The sequence below is a fragment of the Nocardia sp. IBHARD005 genome (assembly GCF_052814245.1).
In genome coordinates this window covers 5,621,973-5,637,964 of sequence record NZ_CP199935.1, presented here as the reverse complement: position 1 = coordinate 5,637,964, position 15,992 = coordinate 5,621,973, and the positions used below count along the sequence as shown (strand labels likewise).

Genomic DNA, 15,992 nt, shown 5'->3' with positions numbered 1-15,992 from the left:
GACGTCATTAATGACATCACGCAAGGTGAAAAACACCCACCGGCAGCCGCTTCGGGCGCTAGGGTGTCGAGGCACATCCGGCGACCGGGTAGCCTTTCTGACCATGACGAACGGTGAATCGACGCCAACGGAGCTGCGCGCGTCCGGCACGGTAGGTGTCGCGATGGTGACCCCCTTCAGCGCTGCGGGCAAGCTCGACGTCGATGCCGGTGTCGCACTGGCGGCACACCTGGTCGACCGTGGGGTCGACCTGCTGATCATCTCGGGTACCACCGGCGAGTCCCCGACCACCAGCGAAACCGAGAAAGCGGACCTGCTGCGGGCGGTCGTCGACGGCGTCGGCGACCGGGCCACCGTGGTCGCCGGTGCGGGAACCTACGACACCGCGCATTCGATCGAACTGGCGCGTGCCGCGGAGAACGCGGGCGCGCACGGTTTGCTCGTCGTGACGCCGTATTACTCGCGGCCCACGCAGGAGGGCCTGATCGCGCACTTCACCGCGGTCGCCGACGCCACCGCCCTGCCGGTCACGCTCTACGACATTCCACCGAGGTCGGTGGTGCCTATCGCCATCGACACGATCCGGCGCCTTGCCGAGCATCCCAACATCGTCGCGGTGAAGGATGCCAAGGGCGATCTCGTCTCCGGAGCCGATCTCATCGCGACCACCGATCTGGATTTCTACTCCGGTGACGACGGACTGAACCTGCCCTGGCTCTCGGTCGGTGCGGTCGGATTCATCAGCGTCATCGGTCACCTCGTGCCGGAACGACTGCGCGAGATCCACCAGGCCTACGCCACCGGTGACGTGGCACGGGCGCGAGAGATCAACGCGACACTACTGCCGCTGTACGCGGCCATGACCCGCCTGGGAGGTGTGGCGATGTGTAAGGGAGGACTCCGATTGCTCGGCATCGACGTAGGTGAGCCCCGGTTGCCCCAGCTGATGCCGACGCAGGCACAGCTGGAGGAACTGGCGTTGGACCTGCAGGCCGCGGGGGTGTCGGCATGACCGAACCCGTAGCCCGTAAGCCCCGTCGCCGTTCGGCATCGCGCGCCGCCGGTGCGCCCGAGCCGACACCCGTGGAGAGTGTGCAGCCCGCGACGAACAAGGTCGTTGCGCCCAAGGCCGCTCCGGCGGCGAAGGCACCGGCTATCGCCGAACCGATCGCCGAGGTAACCGCCGAGGCGAACCTGGTGGGTTCGGCCGAAGCGGGCACCGACCTGCCCAGCGTCGCCGAGGAACGCGTCACCGCGAAGAAGACCGCGCCGCGCCGCGCCAGGACCAAGCCGGCCACCGAAGCCAAGGGCAAGCAGGCCGAAGCCAAGACCAAGCCCGCCGCCGAGCGCGGCGGCGGACGTGGCAGGCAGGGTGGCGGTCGCGGTCGAGGTGCGGCACCGGTCGCCGAGCCGCGCGAGAAGGCCGCCCACGACAAGCTGGGCCCGCCGCCGAAGCTGGTCAAGAACGGTCTTCGCCTGTTCGCACTGGGCGGCATCGGCGAAATCGGCCGCAACATGACCGTGTTCGAATACGGCGGCAAGCTGCTGATCGTCGACTGCGGTGTGCTGTTCCCCGAGGACCAGCAGCCCGGCGTCGACCTGATCCTGCCGGACTTCGGGCCCATCGAGGACCGGATGGCCGACGTCGAGGCGATCGTGCTGACCCACGGCCACGAGGACCACATCGGTGCCGTGCCGTTCCTGCTGCGCCTGCGCCAGGACATCCCGGTGATCGGCGCCAAGTTCACCCTCGCACTGGTCGCGGCCAAGGCTCGCGAGCACCGGTTGCAGCCCAAGCTGCGCGAGGTCGCCGAGGGCGAGACCACCGTGCACGGCCCGTTCGAGCTCGAGTACTTCGCGGTCAACCACTCGATTCCCGACGCGCTGGCTGTGGCCATCCGCACCGGTGCGGGCGTGGTCCTGCACACCGGTGACATCAAGCTCGACCAGCTGCCCCTGGATGGCCGCCTCACCGACCTGGCCGGTTTCTCCCGCCTCGGCGACGAGGGTGTCGACCTGTTCCTGGTCGACTCCACCAATGCCGAGGTCCCCGGCTTCGTCACCCCCGAGCGCGAGATCGGTGGCGTGCTCGACAATGTCATCGGCAAGGCCACCAACCGCGTCATCGTTGCCTCGTTCGCCAGCCACGTGCACCGCATCCAGCAGGTTGTCGACGTCGCGCAGAAGTACAACCGCAAGGTCTGCTTCGTCGGCCGTTCGATGGTCCGCAACATGGAGATCGCGCAGGACCTCGGCTACCTGACGGTGCCCGACAATGTCGTGGTCACCCTCGATCAGGCCGCGAACCTGCCCGGCAACCGCCTGGTGCTGATCTCCACCGGTTCCCAGGGCGAGCCGCTCTCGGCGCTGTCGCGGATGGCACGCGGCGAGCACCGGCAGATCAATATCCGCGCCGACGACCTGGTGGTGCTGGCGTCCTCGCTGATCCCGGGCAACGAGAACTCGGTGTTCGCCGTGGTCAACGGCCTGGCCCGGCTCGGCGCGACCGTGATCACCCAGCAGAACGCGAAGGTGCACGTCTCCGGTCACGCCTCCGCGGGTGAGCTGCTGTACCTGTACAACGCGGTGCGCCCGACCAACGCGATGCCCGTGCACGGCGAATGGCGGCACCTGCGCGCCAATGCCGCACTGGCCGTGGCGACCGGTGTGCCCGAGGAGCGGGTCATGCTCGCCGAGGACGGCGTGGTGGTCGACCTGGTCGACGGCATCGCCTCCATCGTGGGCCGCGTGCCGGTCGGGCACGTCTACGTCGACGGCCTCTCGGTCGGTGACGTCGGCGAGTCGACCCTGTCGGACCGCCTGGTCCTCGGCGAGGGTGGTTTCATCTCGATCACCATCGTCATCGACTCGACCACCGGCAAGGCGGTCAGCACGCCCGAGCTCAACGGGCGCGGCTTCTCCGACGACCGCACCGCGCTCGACGGCGCGAACGAACTGGTCGAGGCGGAACTGCTGCGCCTGGCCGGTGAGGGCATCACCGACACTCATCGCATCGCCCAGGGCGTGCGCCGGGTGGTCGGCCGCTGGGTCGCCGACGTCTACCGTCGTCGCCCGATGATCGTGCCGACAGTCGTCGCCGTCTGATCGACTGATCAACAGAAAACCGCTGGGCGACATGGTCGCCCAGCGGTTTTCTTTGTCTTCGGGCCGGTTCTCAGGCCTGGCAGGCCGCGGAGTCGAGCTGGGCCGACTTCACGATATTGCAGGCGAACACGTGCGAGACCTTCCAGGAATCGTCCTCGGCGACGAAATCGACGAAGGCATCCTTGACCGGGTCGCCGTCGATCGTGACATCGGCATTCGCCTTGAGCTTGCCGTCGGCGGGTTCGCCGACGGTGGTGATGGCGACCTTCACGTTGTTCTGCTTGGCCGCCTCGACGAACTTGTCGACCAGCATCGGATCCTGGTCGGCGTCCTCGATGTAGGTCTTCTTCTCCTCGCCGGTGAGCTGACCGGCCAGAGCCTTGGTCAACCGGGCGTTCAGGTCGGCGGCGGTGGGCTTGGGCAGGTTGGGCACGGTGGTGGCCGCGGGCTCGCCACCCTCTTCCTTGCCCGACTTGGCGTCGCCCGATTCGAAGGAGCCGCCCTTGCTGGTCGTCGTGCCCGCGCCCGTGCTGGTCGAGCCCGCGTCGGAACCGCACGCGCTGAGGCCGAGCGCCGCGACGATCGCGACGAGGACGGCAGCGGTTTTCACTGGACGGATGTTCACTACAACTCCCATGATCATGGTCGAATCGGTCGGGCTAGAGCTGGTAGCCGCTGGTGCAGTTCCAGTGCTTGATGTAGGCGTTGCCCGGATTGTTGTTCAGCGCTTCGCGTTTGGCGCCGCCGATCGTCGACGCGGAGCCGTAGCTCCACCACCCGCGCGAGATCGCGATGGCGCCACAGCCGTTGCGGTAGGACACCTTCACATCGCAGCCGCCACCGCCACCGCCGCGTCGGCAGGCCGCCATGGCACCGGCCTTGGCGTCGGCGTAGCTGCCGTAATCGGTGGCGTATCCGTAAACCCCCGGTCTGACCGACACCGCGATGGCGCCGTAATTGCCCGACTGCGCCTGGGCCGGTGCGATGTGCCCCGCGAATATCGCGACTGCGGTGGCACCCAGCACGGCCGCGCTGGTGAGCATTCTCTTCACTTGTAGCGTCCCCTTAATCTGCACGGGTCGTCGACCCGATAGAGCGCTGTCAAAGTACCCAGCAGGCCTGTGCTCGCGCCAGCATCGCGGGCCCAGAACGGCCGAAATAGAGGAGTTCGGCAAGGATTCCATAAGTTCGGGCCCGCGAAACGCGGTTCCCGGCGAGATTTCCCCGCGCTGACCGGGGCGCCGCGACCTGCGCATCCGGGTCCGATCGCCCCCGTCAGCGGGGTGGGACCAGTGTTGCGGATGGTCTCGGAGGTGTGGGAGCGGCTAGCCTGATGGTCATGGCAGGTAAGTCCCGCAGCACCACGACCTCTCGTGCGCGGGCGGGATCGACCAGGGGGCAGACGCCGGCGGCGCGGTCTCGCTCGGCGACCCCGCGAGCGACGGCGGCTCCACGTGGGCGCACCACGCCCGTGCGCAGGCCGGTCAAACGCGCCTCCAACACCGCACCGCTGGCGGTGATCGGCCGCGGCATCGGGACCAGCTGGACCATGCTGGCGCGCGGTGTCGGTGCCACCACCCGCACGCTGAGCCGGGCAGGCGAACTCGACCACGGGCACCGTCGCGACGGAATCGGGTTGGCGCTCATCGCGTTGAGCGCGATCATCGCCGCCGCGATGTGGCTCTCGGCGGGCGGACCGGTCGGGCGTTTCCTCGAAGACGTCGTGCGCGCGATTGCCGGTTCCGCGGCCGTGCTGGCGCCGATTCTGCTGGTCGCGCTCGCGGTGGTGCTGATGCGCACCGAACCACATCCGGAGATCCGGCCACGGTTGGTCCTCGGTGGGCTGCTCGTCGTGCTCCCCGCGCTGGGGGTGTGGCATCTGGCGGCCGGGTCCCCGACCGACGCGCACGGCCGCGCCACGGCGGCGGGCGCGTTCGGATACGCGATCGGCGGACCGCTCGGCCAGGGCCTCACACCCTGGCTCGCGCTGCCGCTGCTGTTGCTGGCCATGACGTTCGGCGTGCTGCTGCTCACCGGGACCACGGTGCGCGAGGTACCGGGCAAGCTGCGCGAATACTTCGGTCTCGGCGAATACGCCGACGACAGCGACCCCTATGATCCGGCCAATTACGACGCCGACGGATTCCCGGTGCACCGCAACCGAACCCGGCGCCGTGGCCGCAACCCCGACGACAACTACCCGCCCGACGAGTTCGGCGGCTCCGACGCGGTCACCGAGTCGCTGGGTGAACCGCCGCTGCGCGATGCCAAGCCGATCGAGGAACCACCAGCACCAGCACCAGCACCCGCACCGAAACCGGCGCGTAAGCGGCCGGTGGTCAAGCCGGTCGACCAGACCCCGCTGCCGCTACCGGAGCCGGAGTTCGTCACCGACCGGGTCGTCGACGGTGACTACACGCTGCCCCCGCTGACCCTGCTGCTCGACGGCGATCCGCCCAAGAAGCGCTCCGCGGCCAACGAATCGATGATCGAGGCGATCACCGAGGTGCTGGTGCAGTTCAAGATCGACGCCGCGGTCACCGGCTTCGTGCGCGGCCCGACCGTCACCCGCTACGAGGTGGAACTCGGTCCCGGCGTCAAGGTCGAGAAGATCACCGCGCTGGCCCGCAACCTCGCCTACGCGGTCGCCACCGAGAACGTGCGCCTGCTCGCGCCCATCCCCGGCAAATCGGCCGTCGGTATCGAAGTGCCCAATGCCGACCGCGAATTGGTGCGCCTGGCCGACGTGCTGAAGTCGCCGCACACCCGCAACGACCACCATCCGCTGGTGATCGGCCTCGGCAAGAACATCGAGGGCGAGTTCGTCTCGGCGAACCTGGCCAAGATGCCGCACCTGCTGGTGGCCGGTTCCACCGGTTCGGGTAAGTCGAGTTTCGTGAACTCGATGCTGATCTCGCTGCTGCACCGGGCCACCCCCGAGGAGGTCAGGATGATCCTGATCGACCCGAAGATGGTGGAGCTCACGCCGTACGAGGGCATTCCGCACCTGATCACGCCCATCATCACCCAGCCGAAGAAGGCCGCCGCCGCGCTGGCCTGGCTGGTCGAGGAGATGGAACAGCGCTACCAGGACATGCAGGCCAACAAGGTTCGCCACATCGACGACTTCAACAAGAATGTGCGATCGGGCAAGATCACCGCCCCGCTGGGCAGTGAGCGCGTCTACCGGCCCTACCCGTACATCCTGGCCATCGTCGACGAGCTCGCCGACCTGATGATGACCGCCCCGCGCGACGTCGAGGACGCGATCGTGCGGATCACGCAGAAGGCGCGTGCCGCCGGTATCCACCTGGTGCTGGCCACCCAGCGGCCCTCGGTGGACGTGGTGACCGGTCTGATCAAGACCAATGTGCCCTCGCGGCTGGCGTTCGCCACCTCCTCGCTCACCGACTCGCGCGTCATCCTGGATCAGCCGGGCGCGGAGAAACTGATCGGCATGGGCGACGGCCTGTTCCTGCCGATGGGTCAGGGCAAGCCGACCCGTCTGCAGGGCGCGTTCATCTCCGACGAGGAGATCCAGGCCGTCGTCGAGTTCAGCAAGACCCAGGCCGAACCCGAATACCAGGAGGGCGTCACCGCGGCCAAGGCCGGCGAGGTCAAGGATGTCGACCCCGATATCGGTGACGACATGGACGTGCTGTTGCAGGCCGTGGAGCTGGTGGTCACCTCACAGTTCGGCTCCACCTCGATGTTGCAGCGCAAGCTGCGGGTCGGCTTCGCCAAGGCGGGCCGGTTGATGGACCTGATGGAGACCCGCGGCGTGGTGGGGCCGAGCGAGGGCTCGAAGGCACGGGATGTGCTGATCAAGCCCGACGAACTGGACGGGTTGTTGTGGTCGATCCGTGGCGGCGATCCTGGTGCGTCCGAGGACGAGGCCGTTCCTGGTTTGCTCTGACCGTGCCGGGAGCAGGCGGCGACGAACGAGGAGTGACCTGGTGCGGCTGTGGCCGGGAAGTGCCCGGACGCGGCCGGGTGGGAATCGCCTGGGTCAGGCGGTGAAGCGGGCGCGCGCGAGGCGGGTACCCGGCATCACGACACCGGGGCTGAGCCGGTGCATCGCGGTTCGGCGCTGGATCTGCGCGGTGGATTCGTACACGGCTCGCTCCTCTCGGTTATGTGTCGTTCGCCGGTGATGCGCTGACGGTAGCAGCGGTCGCGAACCGGGCGAAAGGGCTTTTCCTCGTGCGCGGCGGAGGCGGCGGCCACCGATGTGTGTGAAATCATGGCGGGCAATCGTTTCGCAAGCCAACTGAAACGGACAATTCGGGCATGATGGGCGACATGAACTTCATCGATCGGACCACCACATGCAGGTGACCACGCTCGAGTGGGTGATCACCGGACTGGTGATCCTCGGCCTGTTCGTCTTCGACTTCTTCGCCCACGTGCGCACCCCGCACGAGCCCACCTTCAAGGAATCGGGCATCTGGTCGGCCGTCTACATCAGCTTGGCGCTGCTGTTCGGCCTGTTCGTCGCCTGGAAATGGGGCGGCACGTTCTCGGGGGAGTACTACGCGGGCTTCGTCACCGAGAAAGCGCTCTCGGTCGACAACCTGTTCATCTTCCTCATCATCATGAGCACCTTCGCCGTGCCGCGGATCTACCAGCAGAAGGTGCTGCTGATCGGCATCGTGCTGGCGCTGGCGATGCGCGGTGTGTTCATCGCGATCGGCGCGGCCGCGATCAGCGCCTACAGCTGGGTGTTCTACCTGTTCGGCGCGTTCCTGATCTACACCGCGATCAACCTGCTGCGCGAGAGCGGGCACGAGGTCGAACACGAGAAGAAGCGCGACAGCTACATCGTCTCGCTGGCCAAACGGGTCCTGCCCACCACCGACGAGTACGACGGCGACAAGCTCGTCACCCGGATCAACGGCAAACGGGTGGTGACCCCGCTGTTGCTCGCCCTGCTGGCCATCGGTTTCGCCGACCTGTTGTTCGCACTCGACTCGATTCCGGCGATCTACGGTCTCACCGAGGAGCCGTACCTGGTGTTCACCGCCAACGCCTTCGCGCTGATGGGTCTGCGCCAGCTGTACTTCCTCATCGGCGGGCTGCTCGACCGTCTGGTGTACCTGTCCTACGGCCTGGCCGCGATCCTGGCGTTCATCGGCGTGAAGCTGGTGCTGCACGCACTGCACGAGAACACACTGTCGTTCATCAACGGCGGCGAGCACGTGAGCGTCCCGGAGATCTCCACGGCGGTCTCGCTGAGCGTGATCATCGGCATTCTGATCATCGCGACGGTGGCGAGCCTGCTGCGCACCCGCCGCACCAACGCCTGACACAGCCGAACAACAGCACTGCCCGGAACCGCCGCGGTTCCGGGCAGTGCGGTATCCGGGCGCCGGTTACTCGGCGAAGGCGCCCATCACCGGCAGCCACTCGACCACGCGGACGGCGTCGATCAAGTCCAGCTTCGCGAACGGATCGTTGGTCAGCAGCTCGGTCAGCGAGGGCGCGTCCTCAGCGCGGAACAGCAGCAGGGCGCCCGAACCGTCGGGGTAGGGGCCGCTACTGAGCACGGTGCCCGCGTCGACCAGCGCGTTGAGCCAGCCGCGGTGCTCGGGACGGTTGGTCGCGCGGTCGGCCGCGGTGGACTCGGAGTAGGTGTAATGGACGGCGAAGATCGGCACAGTCGATCACTTTCTCGCGATGGATTCTCTAGAGGGTGAGCAGCATGCGGGTGTTGCCGAGGGTGTTCGGCTTGACGAAGCTGAGGTCGAGGAATTCGGCGACACCGGTGTCGTAGGAGCGGCACATCTCCGCGTACACCTCGGCGGTGACGGGCGTGCCGTCGATCTCGACGAACCCGTGCCTGCCGAAGAAGTCCACCTCGAAGGTCAGCACGAACACGCGCTGCAACTGCAGTTCGCGAGCGATGGTGACCAGATGCTCGACCACCGCGCCGCCGACTCCGCGGCCCTTGACGACGGGATCCACCGCGACAGTGCGTACTTCGCCCAGATCGGCCCACAATACGTGCAGCGCCCCGCAGCCGACGACCTGTCCGTCGAGCTCGGCGACCCAGAACTCCTGCACCGATTCGTACAGCGTGACCAGGTTCTTCTCCAGCAGGATGCGGCCGGCGTACTCGTCGACCAGGCGCTTGATCTCGGGGACATCGGAGGTTCGCGCTCGTCGGACGACGACGTCGGTGTTCCCGGCGGGCCCGGAGGCGGTAGCGGAGCGTGACCACGCAGGGCCCTCGGGGACACCGCCATCAGATACCGCGGAAACAGGCGCCACAGTGGGCGCGACAGGATGCGCGTCGCTGGTCGAACCGCTCAAGGGTCCCCGTGAGGTCATGGGTGCACAGTAGTCGGCCGGGTTACCGATAGTCTGAACATGTGCCGCACATCCTGTCGTTCCGCTCCTCGCATCGCGCCGGGCTCGACGACCGCATCGCGTGGCACCGATCGTGCGGGCAAACAGCTCGCGAAACCGTTGGATTTCGGCGCAGTGCCGGTGAGTGCCGAGAGGGCAGGGCATGAGCGGTCAGCGGCCGGAGGCGATAGCGAAGCGGAGCCACGTAGGCCGCCCGAGCATGCCCGACAGACACAGGATGAGCGTGCGACCCGAAGAGATCGATCGTGGGTCGAGTGCGGCGACACCGATGCACCCGGTGCCGGAGACCCAGGTTCCCCTGCTCAATATCGCCAATGTGCTGACGATCGCGCGCATCGTGCTGGTGCCGCTGTTCGTGCTGGCACTGTTCGCCGAGGGCGGGCACGACACTCGCTGGCGGGTCATCGCCGCGGCGGTCTTCGGCGTGGCTGCGATCACCGACCGGTTCGACGGGCAACTGGCCCGCAAATACGGGCTGGTCACCGATTTCGGGAAGCTCGCCGACCCCATCGCGGACAAGGCGCTGATCGGAGCGGCGCTGATCGGGCTGTCGGTGCTCGGCGATCTGCCGTGGTGGATCACCGTGCTCATCTGCGGCCGCGAAATCGGCATCACGCTGCTGCGGCTGGTGGTCGTGCGGCGCGGGGTGATCCCGGCGGGGCGTGGCGGCAAGCTGAAGACGCTGGTGCAGTCCGTGGCGATCGCGCTGCTGGTGCTGCCGCTCTCGGGTGTCTTCGCCACCGCGGGCATGTGGCTGATGTACGCGGCCGTGGCGCTGACGGTGGTCACCGGCCTGGATTATGTGGGGCAGGCGGCCAGAGTGTGGCTGGCGGGTGGACGGTCGCGCTCGTGAGCGAGCCTTGGCGAGCGAACCGCCGGTACAGCGCGCGATCGCGCACGACGGAGCCGAGCGCCAGCGAGGTGGAGTCGTGAGCGAGCCTTGGCGAGCGAACCGCCGGTACAGCGCGCGATCGCGCACGACGGAGCCGAGCGCCAGCGAGGTGGAGTCGTGAGCGATCCGCTCGTCGACGGTGCGCCGGTCGCCGAACTGGTCAGCGCACTGAACGCGGCGGGTCAGACCGTCGCCACGGCCGAATCGCTCACCGCGGGGCTGCTGGCTGCCACCGTGGCGGGGGTTCCCGGTGCGAGCGCGGTGCTGCGGGGCGGGTTGATCGTCTACGCCACCGACCTCAAGAGCCGCCTGGCCTGCGTCGACGACGACCTCCTTCGCACCGACGGACCCGTCGCCGCCTCGACCGCCGAACAGCTCGCCGTGGGGGCGCGGGAGCAGTGCGGCGCGGACTGGGGTATCGGATTGACCGGGGTCGCCGGACCCGATTCCCAGGACGGGCATCCCGTCGGCACGGTATACCTCGGGTTGGCCGGTCCACGTCACAGCGAAGTGGTCCGGTTGAAACTGCACGGTGACCGGTGGACGATCAGACTAGGTGCGGTGCACAGTGCGGTGCGGGAGTTGTTGCGCTGTGTCAGTGTGAAATAGCCAGGTTCGGGAACCACCGGTCCATGCTCGACGTTGTGCCAGAAAGAGGTGAGCACCGCTACGGCGGTGACACGAGGTGGAGGAGAACGAGATGACGCTGCTGCGGGAGGCAATCGGGGACAGTCTGCGGCGTGCGCGTCTCGCCCAGCATCGAACGCTGCGCGAGGTGTCGACCTCGGCGCGCGTGAGCCTCGGCTATCTGTCGGAAGTGGAGCGCGGCCGCAAGGAAGCCTCCAGTGAACTGCTCGCCAGCATCTGCGAGGCACTCGACGTGCCGCTCTCGCGCGTGCTGTGGGATGTGAGCACCCTGATGGCGGGCGCCGACGGCTCCGCGCCGCGCGAACCAGCGCTGACCGGCCCCGCCGCCGACCGCGAGCCGGCCGACGCCGAGCCGGCGACGCTGCCCGAACCGGCCGCGGGCGAAGCATCCGCCTCCGCGAGCGCGGCGGCCGAGCAGGGCGCGCGCATCGGCATCGCCGAAGACACCCGCATCGTCATCCCGGCCCCGAGGGCCGAGATGCTGGTTCTGGTGAAGGGAATGTGACGCGGCGAACCCTGCGCCCGGCGCGCGAGACGCTGCACACCGCTGATGAGAACGGATAGATTCTCCTCAGGCGTCGATCGGTCCGGTCATTCCGGTTCGGGTGCCGCATGGTGAAGGATAAGCACGTATCTGGTGCGTGACGGTCGCGTACCACCAGTCGCACGAGCGACGCACAGATGGAGGCGGGATCAATCGATGGCTAATCCGTTCGTGAAGGCCTGGAAGTACATGATGGCCCTCTTCGACTCCAAGATCGAAGAGCATGCGGATCCGAAGGTCCAGATTCAGCAGGCTATCGAGGAGGCGCAGCGTCAGCATCAGGCGCTGTCGCAGCAGGCGGCATCGGTGATCGGTAACCAGCGTCAGCTGGAGATGAAGCTGAACCGCCAGCTCGACGAGGTCGAGAAGCTCAACGCCAACGCCCGTCAGGCCGTCACCCTGGCCGATCAGGCGCAGGCGGCGGGCGACACCGAGAAGGCGATCCAGTACACCAACGCAGCCGAGGCGTTCGCCGCCCAGCTGGTCACCGCCGAGCAGTCGGTGGAAGACCTCAAGGTGTTGCACGATCAGTCCCTGCAGGCCGCCGCACAGGCCAAGAAGGCGGTCGAGCAGAACGCGATGATGTTGCAGCAGAAGGTCGCCGAGCGCACCAAGCTGCTCAGCCAGCTCGAGCAGGCCAAGATGCAGGAGCAGGTCTCGGCGTCGCTGCAGCAGATGGACTCCACCCTGTCCGCGCCGGGCTCAACGCCCAGCCTGGACGCGGTGCGCGACAAGATCGAGCGCCGCTACGCCAACGCGCTCGGTTCGGCCGAGCTGGCGCAGAACACGGTGCAGGGTCGCATGATGGAGGTGCAGCAGGCCAGCGTCCAGATGGCCGGGCACAGCAAGCTCGAGCAGATCCGCGCCTCCATGCGTGGAGACGCGTTGCCCACGGGCAACAACAACGCGGCGATCGACCCGGCGCAGCCACAGGCCGCACCGGCGCCGAACATCAACAAGGGCCAAGCGGCTCAGCAGTAAGCAGTACGTGGAGTCCGGCGAGGGCGCGGAAACCCGGCGATAACGCCCGGTGGCCGCGCCATCAACGGTTTTCGCGACGACCGGCACCCGGGGGAAGGACAGGCGATGAGCGGGAAAATGCGGCGCGACCGTGCCGAGATCGTAGATCCGGCGGCGCTCGCGCAGGCCGCGATGACAGGCTCGGTGGCGGCGACCCTGCGTGGGGTCGGTGAGCAGGCCCTGGTCGCGGTACGGCGCTGGGCCGACCCGCGCGAACGTGAGCTGCGCCGTCGGCGCCGGGTGCGCAGGCGCAGTTTCCAGCTGGGCACCGTTTCCGGCATCACCACGGTCGGCGCGGTCGGGCTGGCCGTGATCTCGGCGCCCGCCTGGGCGGTGGTGGTGATCGGCGGTGGCGCCGTCGCTTTCGTCACCGGTACCGCGCTCAGCGCCCGCCGGTATCTGGAGTTGCGCGGTAAGCCCCTGCCCCAGGCGGCTTTCGTCGCCCGCAAGTCGCCCGGTATCCGGTCGGCGGCACGCGCCCCCATCCAGCGCCTGATCCGCGCCGAACGGGCGCTCTACGACCTCGGTGCCCAGATCGCGCGCACCCGCCGGCTCCCCGAAGACGAACTACGCGACCTGCTCGAGACGGCCCGCTCCGGCGCGGCCGCCCTGCACGCGCTCGCCGCCGACGTGGTCGCGATGGAACAGGCCGCCGACACCGTCGGCCGCGCCAACCCCGACACCGTCGCAGCATTGAAAACCACGGTCCTCGGCGTGCTCACCCGCCTCGAAACCGGCGTGGTCGAATACGAACAACTGGTCGCCGCCGCGGCCCGCATCCTGGCGGTCCCCGAAGACTCGGTCTTGGCCTACCAGTTCAACGGCATCGTCGCCGACCTGCGCGAAGCCGCCGACCGCCTCGACGGCTGGGCCCAGGCCCTCACCGAAATGGCCGACCAGGGACCCGACTTGTTCGCCGGTGGAACGGAATCCCCCCACTAGAGCTCGCCACCGAGCCGACGATCCACGGTCGGCTCAACGCCCGCGATCCGAACCGGCTCGACAGCGGCCATACGGCGGGGGCCAAGACGTTCTCGTCGCGATATGAGCCGGTTCGGGCTCGCCTCGGCACGCTGGTCGAGGACCGGCGTGCCGAGGCGGTCTTCAGGCGAGGGTGAAGGCCTGGCGAAGGGCGGCGAGTTCGGCCGCGCGGGGGTTGGGGACGGTGGTGGACTCGGGGGTGTCGAAGATGCGGACGTTCTTCTGGTCCGAGGTGAAGGATGCCCAGCCGGGGGTGCCGTTGGTGGCGAAAGCCACCCAGGCGGCGTGGATTTCATCGGCCAGGGGCTGGGGTGGGGTGGGGCCGGTGAGGGTGTGGGCGTCGTCGATGGTGTCGAAGACGAAGGGAATCTCCAGGACGTGGCAGGCGCCGAGGCCGGGAAGGTCGGTGGGCCAGGCGAATTCGTAGACGTGCGTCGACGCGGTGGTGGCGTTGGCCTCGGCGAGGTCGAAGGTGCTCGCGCGGAAGATCAGGTCGGTCATGACGGCGTTGAAGATCTCGGCGGCAGTTGCGTCGGGGCGTTGGGTCGAATAGGTCTGTGCGACAGCGGGATCGATGCCGTAGCGGGTGAACAGGAAGGGGAGAGCGTCCGCGGTGATACCGGCGGCCAGGCCGGCGGGAACGGTGAAGAAGCGGAACTCGTCGGCGGTGGTGCCCGCGATGAGGGGGACCGCGCGGTCGGGGTGGGCGGTCAGCACCTCGGTGGGTGGACCTTCGACGATGTCGTTGTCTATCACCGGGAACAGGCTCATGATGCCCCCGCCCATCGCGATCACCGATCGACCCCATCGCTGCGGGTCGGGATCGGTCATCAGGGCCAGCGCGACCGCGTTCTGCGCGGCGATCAGCTCGTTCGGTCCCAGCTTGCCGAAATCGGCTGCGGTAGGGGAGATTCCGAGTTCGGCGGCCAACGCGGCCGACACCTTGCGCGCATCCTGCGGATCGGCGGCGACGGCGCCGTTGCCGCTCTGCATGATCGCCCGGTGGAACAATCCGGCCGTGCCGGGCGCGGCGATCAAGGCCGCTACGCTCATCGCGCCCGCGGACTCACCGAAAATCGTCACATTGGCGGGGTCGCCACCGAACGCGGCGATGTTCTCGCGCACCCACCGCAGCGCGAAGATCTGGTCGTGCAGACCACGATTCGACGGTGCGCCCTCTAGCTCGGCGAAACCCGACACCCCGAGGCGGTAGTTGACCCCGACCATCACGACACCGTCGCGGGCGAACGCGGTCCCGTCGTAGATCGGCTTCGCATTGCACCCGCGGATGAACGCGCCACCGTGAATCCACACCAGCACCGGCAGACCCGCGGCGCCGGGATCGGGCGTCCACACGTTCACATTGAGATATTCGTCGCCGGGAATGCCGTCACTGCCGATCAGCGCGTCGGCATAGGCGGGGTACGGCGGTTGCGCGCACGTGGCGCCCATCTCGGTGGCCGCACGCACGCCGTCCCAGGCCGGGGCGGGTTCGGGCAGCTGGAAACGTTTCGGCCCGACCGGGGCCGCCGCGTACGGCACCCCGAGAAAGCGGGTGACCCCGGCCTCGGTGTGGCCGCGGATCACGCCGCTCGTGGTCGTGACGATGGGTTCCATGAAAAGTCCTCCTACGTGCAGTGAGCCCCGATTATGGGCGCGTGCCGGGTTCGCCGTCTGTTGTTTGCTCAGGGAACGAGCGGGCCTGCCAGCACGCGTTCGCCTGCCGCCTGGTCGCCGTCCCAGGTGAACTCCGGGTCGGCGCCGGACTTGCGTGCCCACAGGGCCAGCAGCAGATCCGAGGCGGTGCCCGCGAGTTCGGCGACCGGCTCACCCGGACCATATGTCCAGCTGCCACCGGTGTCGGTGGCGCGCACCCGCAGCGCCACGTCCGGTTCGACCGCGAGCCCACGGTGGATCATCCGAGGTGCGAACAGTTCGAACACCTCATCGATGCCGTCGACGGCGAGATCGGGGTCGAACGGGTCGGGCTCACCGAGGCCGTTCTGACCGTCCCACAGGTGCATGAGCGTCTCATGGGCGCGGCGCCGCCGCCAGAATCCGACCGTGCGCGGCATGGACCTGGCGAAGGTCCAGGCTTGCTGGTCCTCGTCGGCGGACAACGAGGTCGCCAAGGCATCGGCGGTCGACTCGTACCACTCCCGCAGGGCCGCGGGATCGTTCGGCGCTGGCTCGCCCTCGAAATCGCCGCGCAACTCGGCCACCGCCGTGACCACCCACAGATTGCCGCGCCCGACATGGTCGACGAGGTCGTAGAACGTCCAGTCGCCGCAGGAGGGCACCGGTGCGGCGAGGTCGGTGTCGGCAGTGATGAGCTCACCGAAGGCGGTCAGCTTCGCACAGAGCAACGCCAAGTAATCCATGCCGATCACGGTAACCCGGTTCCCGACCCGGTGCCGGTCTCGGGGTGAACCC

15 protein-coding genes are annotated in these 15,992 nt (G+C 68.1%); 9 read left to right on the top strand and 6 right to left on the bottom strand.

Going from position 1 to position 15,992, the window contains the following annotated elements; genetic code table 11:
- The first annotated feature begins 103 nt into the window (after positions 1-103).
- Together dapA and ACTWPB_RS26565 are read left to right on the top strand one after the other, a co-directional pair.
- Entirely contained in the window at positions 104-1,012 is a 909-nt protein-coding gene (gene dapA / locus ACTWPB_RS26570) for a 4-hydroxy-tetrahydrodipicolinate synthase (RefSeq protein WP_446223229.1), read from the top strand.
- Positions 1,009-3,105, top strand: a complete 2,097-nt coding sequence (locus tag ACTWPB_RS26565; protein ID WP_446223228.1) for an RNase J family beta-CASP ribonuclease — start codon at positions 1,009-1,011, stop codon at positions 3,103-3,105. Before dapA ends, ACTWPB_RS26565 begins: the two co-directional genes overlap by 4 nt.
- A 70-nt stretch (positions 3,106-3,175) precedes the next feature.
- Here the strand turns inward: ACTWPB_RS26565 and ACTWPB_RS26560 are convergent, their stop codons facing one another.
- Complete coding sequence (locus ACTWPB_RS26560; protein ID WP_446223227.1) at positions 3,176-3,730, bottom strand: hypothetical protein; 555 nt, start codon at positions 3,728-3,730, stop codon at positions 3,176-3,178.
- A gap of 34 nt (positions 3,731-3,764) precedes the next feature.
- The gene (locus ACTWPB_RS26555; protein WP_446226495.1) at positions 3,765-4,148 is read right to left on the bottom strand and encodes a DUF4189 domain-containing protein; all 384 of its coding nucleotides are present in this window, start codon (positions 4,146-4,148) and stop codon (positions 3,765-3,767) included.
- Between the two features lie 296 nt (positions 4,149-4,444).
- Here ACTWPB_RS26555 and ACTWPB_RS26550 point away from each other — a divergent pair, with 296 nt between their 5' ends.
- Positions 4,445-7,021, top strand: a complete 2,577-nt coding sequence (locus ACTWPB_RS26550) for a DNA translocase FtsK (RefSeq protein WP_446223226.1) — start codon at positions 4,445-4,447, stop codon at positions 7,019-7,021.
- 412 nt (positions 7,022-7,433) lie between these two features.
- Complete coding sequence (locus ACTWPB_RS26545) at positions 7,434-8,411, top strand: TerC family protein (RefSeq protein WP_446223225.1); 978 nt, start codon at positions 7,434-7,436, stop codon at positions 8,409-8,411.
- A 66-nt stretch (positions 8,412-8,477) separates the two neighbouring features.
- Here the strand turns inward: ACTWPB_RS26545 and ACTWPB_RS26540 are convergent, their stop codons facing one another.
- Entirely contained in the window at positions 8,478-8,762 is a 285-nt protein-coding gene (locus ACTWPB_RS26540; protein ID WP_446223224.1) for a YciI family protein, read from the bottom strand.
- Between the two features lie 28 nt (positions 8,763-8,790).
- The gene (locus ACTWPB_RS26535) at positions 8,791-9,435 is read right to left on the bottom strand and encodes an amino-acid N-acetyltransferase (protein ID WP_446223223.1); all 645 of its coding nucleotides are present in this window, start codon (positions 9,433-9,435) and stop codon (positions 8,791-8,793) included.
- A 256-nt stretch (positions 9,436-9,691) separates the two neighbouring features.
- On the opposite strand from ACTWPB_RS26535, the gene pgsA reads away from it, so the two are divergent.
- From pgsA to pspM, 5 genes are all read left to right on the top strand, one after another.
- Positions 9,692-10,327, top strand: a complete 636-nt coding sequence (gene pgsA / locus ACTWPB_RS26530) for a CDP-diacylglycerol--glycerol-3-phosphate 3-phosphatidyltransferase (RefSeq protein WP_446223222.1) — start codon at positions 9,692-9,694, stop codon at positions 10,325-10,327.
- Between the two features lie 156 nt (positions 10,328-10,483).
- Entirely contained in the window at positions 10,484-10,975 is a 492-nt protein-coding gene (locus ACTWPB_RS26525; RefSeq protein ID WP_446223221.1) for a CinA family protein, read from the top strand.
- Positions 10,976-11,066: 91 nt separating this feature from the next.
- On the top strand, positions 11,067-11,519 hold the full coding sequence (locus tag ACTWPB_RS26520; protein ID WP_446223220.1) for a helix-turn-helix domain-containing protein: 453 nt from the start codon (positions 11,067-11,069) through the stop codon (positions 11,517-11,519).
- A 195-nt stretch (positions 11,520-11,714) separates the two neighbouring features.
- A complete protein-coding gene (pspA, locus tag ACTWPB_RS26515; protein WP_056811431.1) occupies positions 11,715-12,539 on the top strand; it encodes a phage shock protein PspA in 825 nt (274 codons plus the stop codon).
- A 105-nt stretch (positions 12,540-12,644) separates the two neighbouring features.
- Positions 12,645-13,520 carry a phage shock envelope stress response protein PspM gene (pspM, locus tag ACTWPB_RS26510; RefSeq protein ID WP_446223219.1) on the top strand — a complete coding sequence of 292 codons (876 nt, stop codon included), beginning with the start codon at positions 12,645-12,647 and terminating at the stop codon, positions 13,518-13,520.
- A 162-nt stretch (positions 13,521-13,682) separates the two neighbouring features.
- Here the strand turns inward: pspM and ACTWPB_RS26505 are convergent, their stop codons facing one another.
- On the bottom strand, positions 13,683-15,176 hold the full coding sequence (locus tag ACTWPB_RS26505) for a carboxylesterase/lipase family protein (protein ID WP_446223218.1): 1,494 nt from the start codon (positions 15,174-15,176) through the stop codon (positions 13,683-13,685).
- A 68-nt stretch (positions 15,177-15,244) separates the two neighbouring features.
- Positions 15,245-15,940: a maleylpyruvate isomerase family mycothiol-dependent enzyme gene (locus tag ACTWPB_RS26500; protein ID WP_446223217.1), complete on the bottom strand. Its 696-nt coding sequence runs from the start codon at positions 15,938-15,940 to the stop codon at positions 15,245-15,247.
- Positions 15,941-15,992 lie beyond the last annotated feature (52 nt).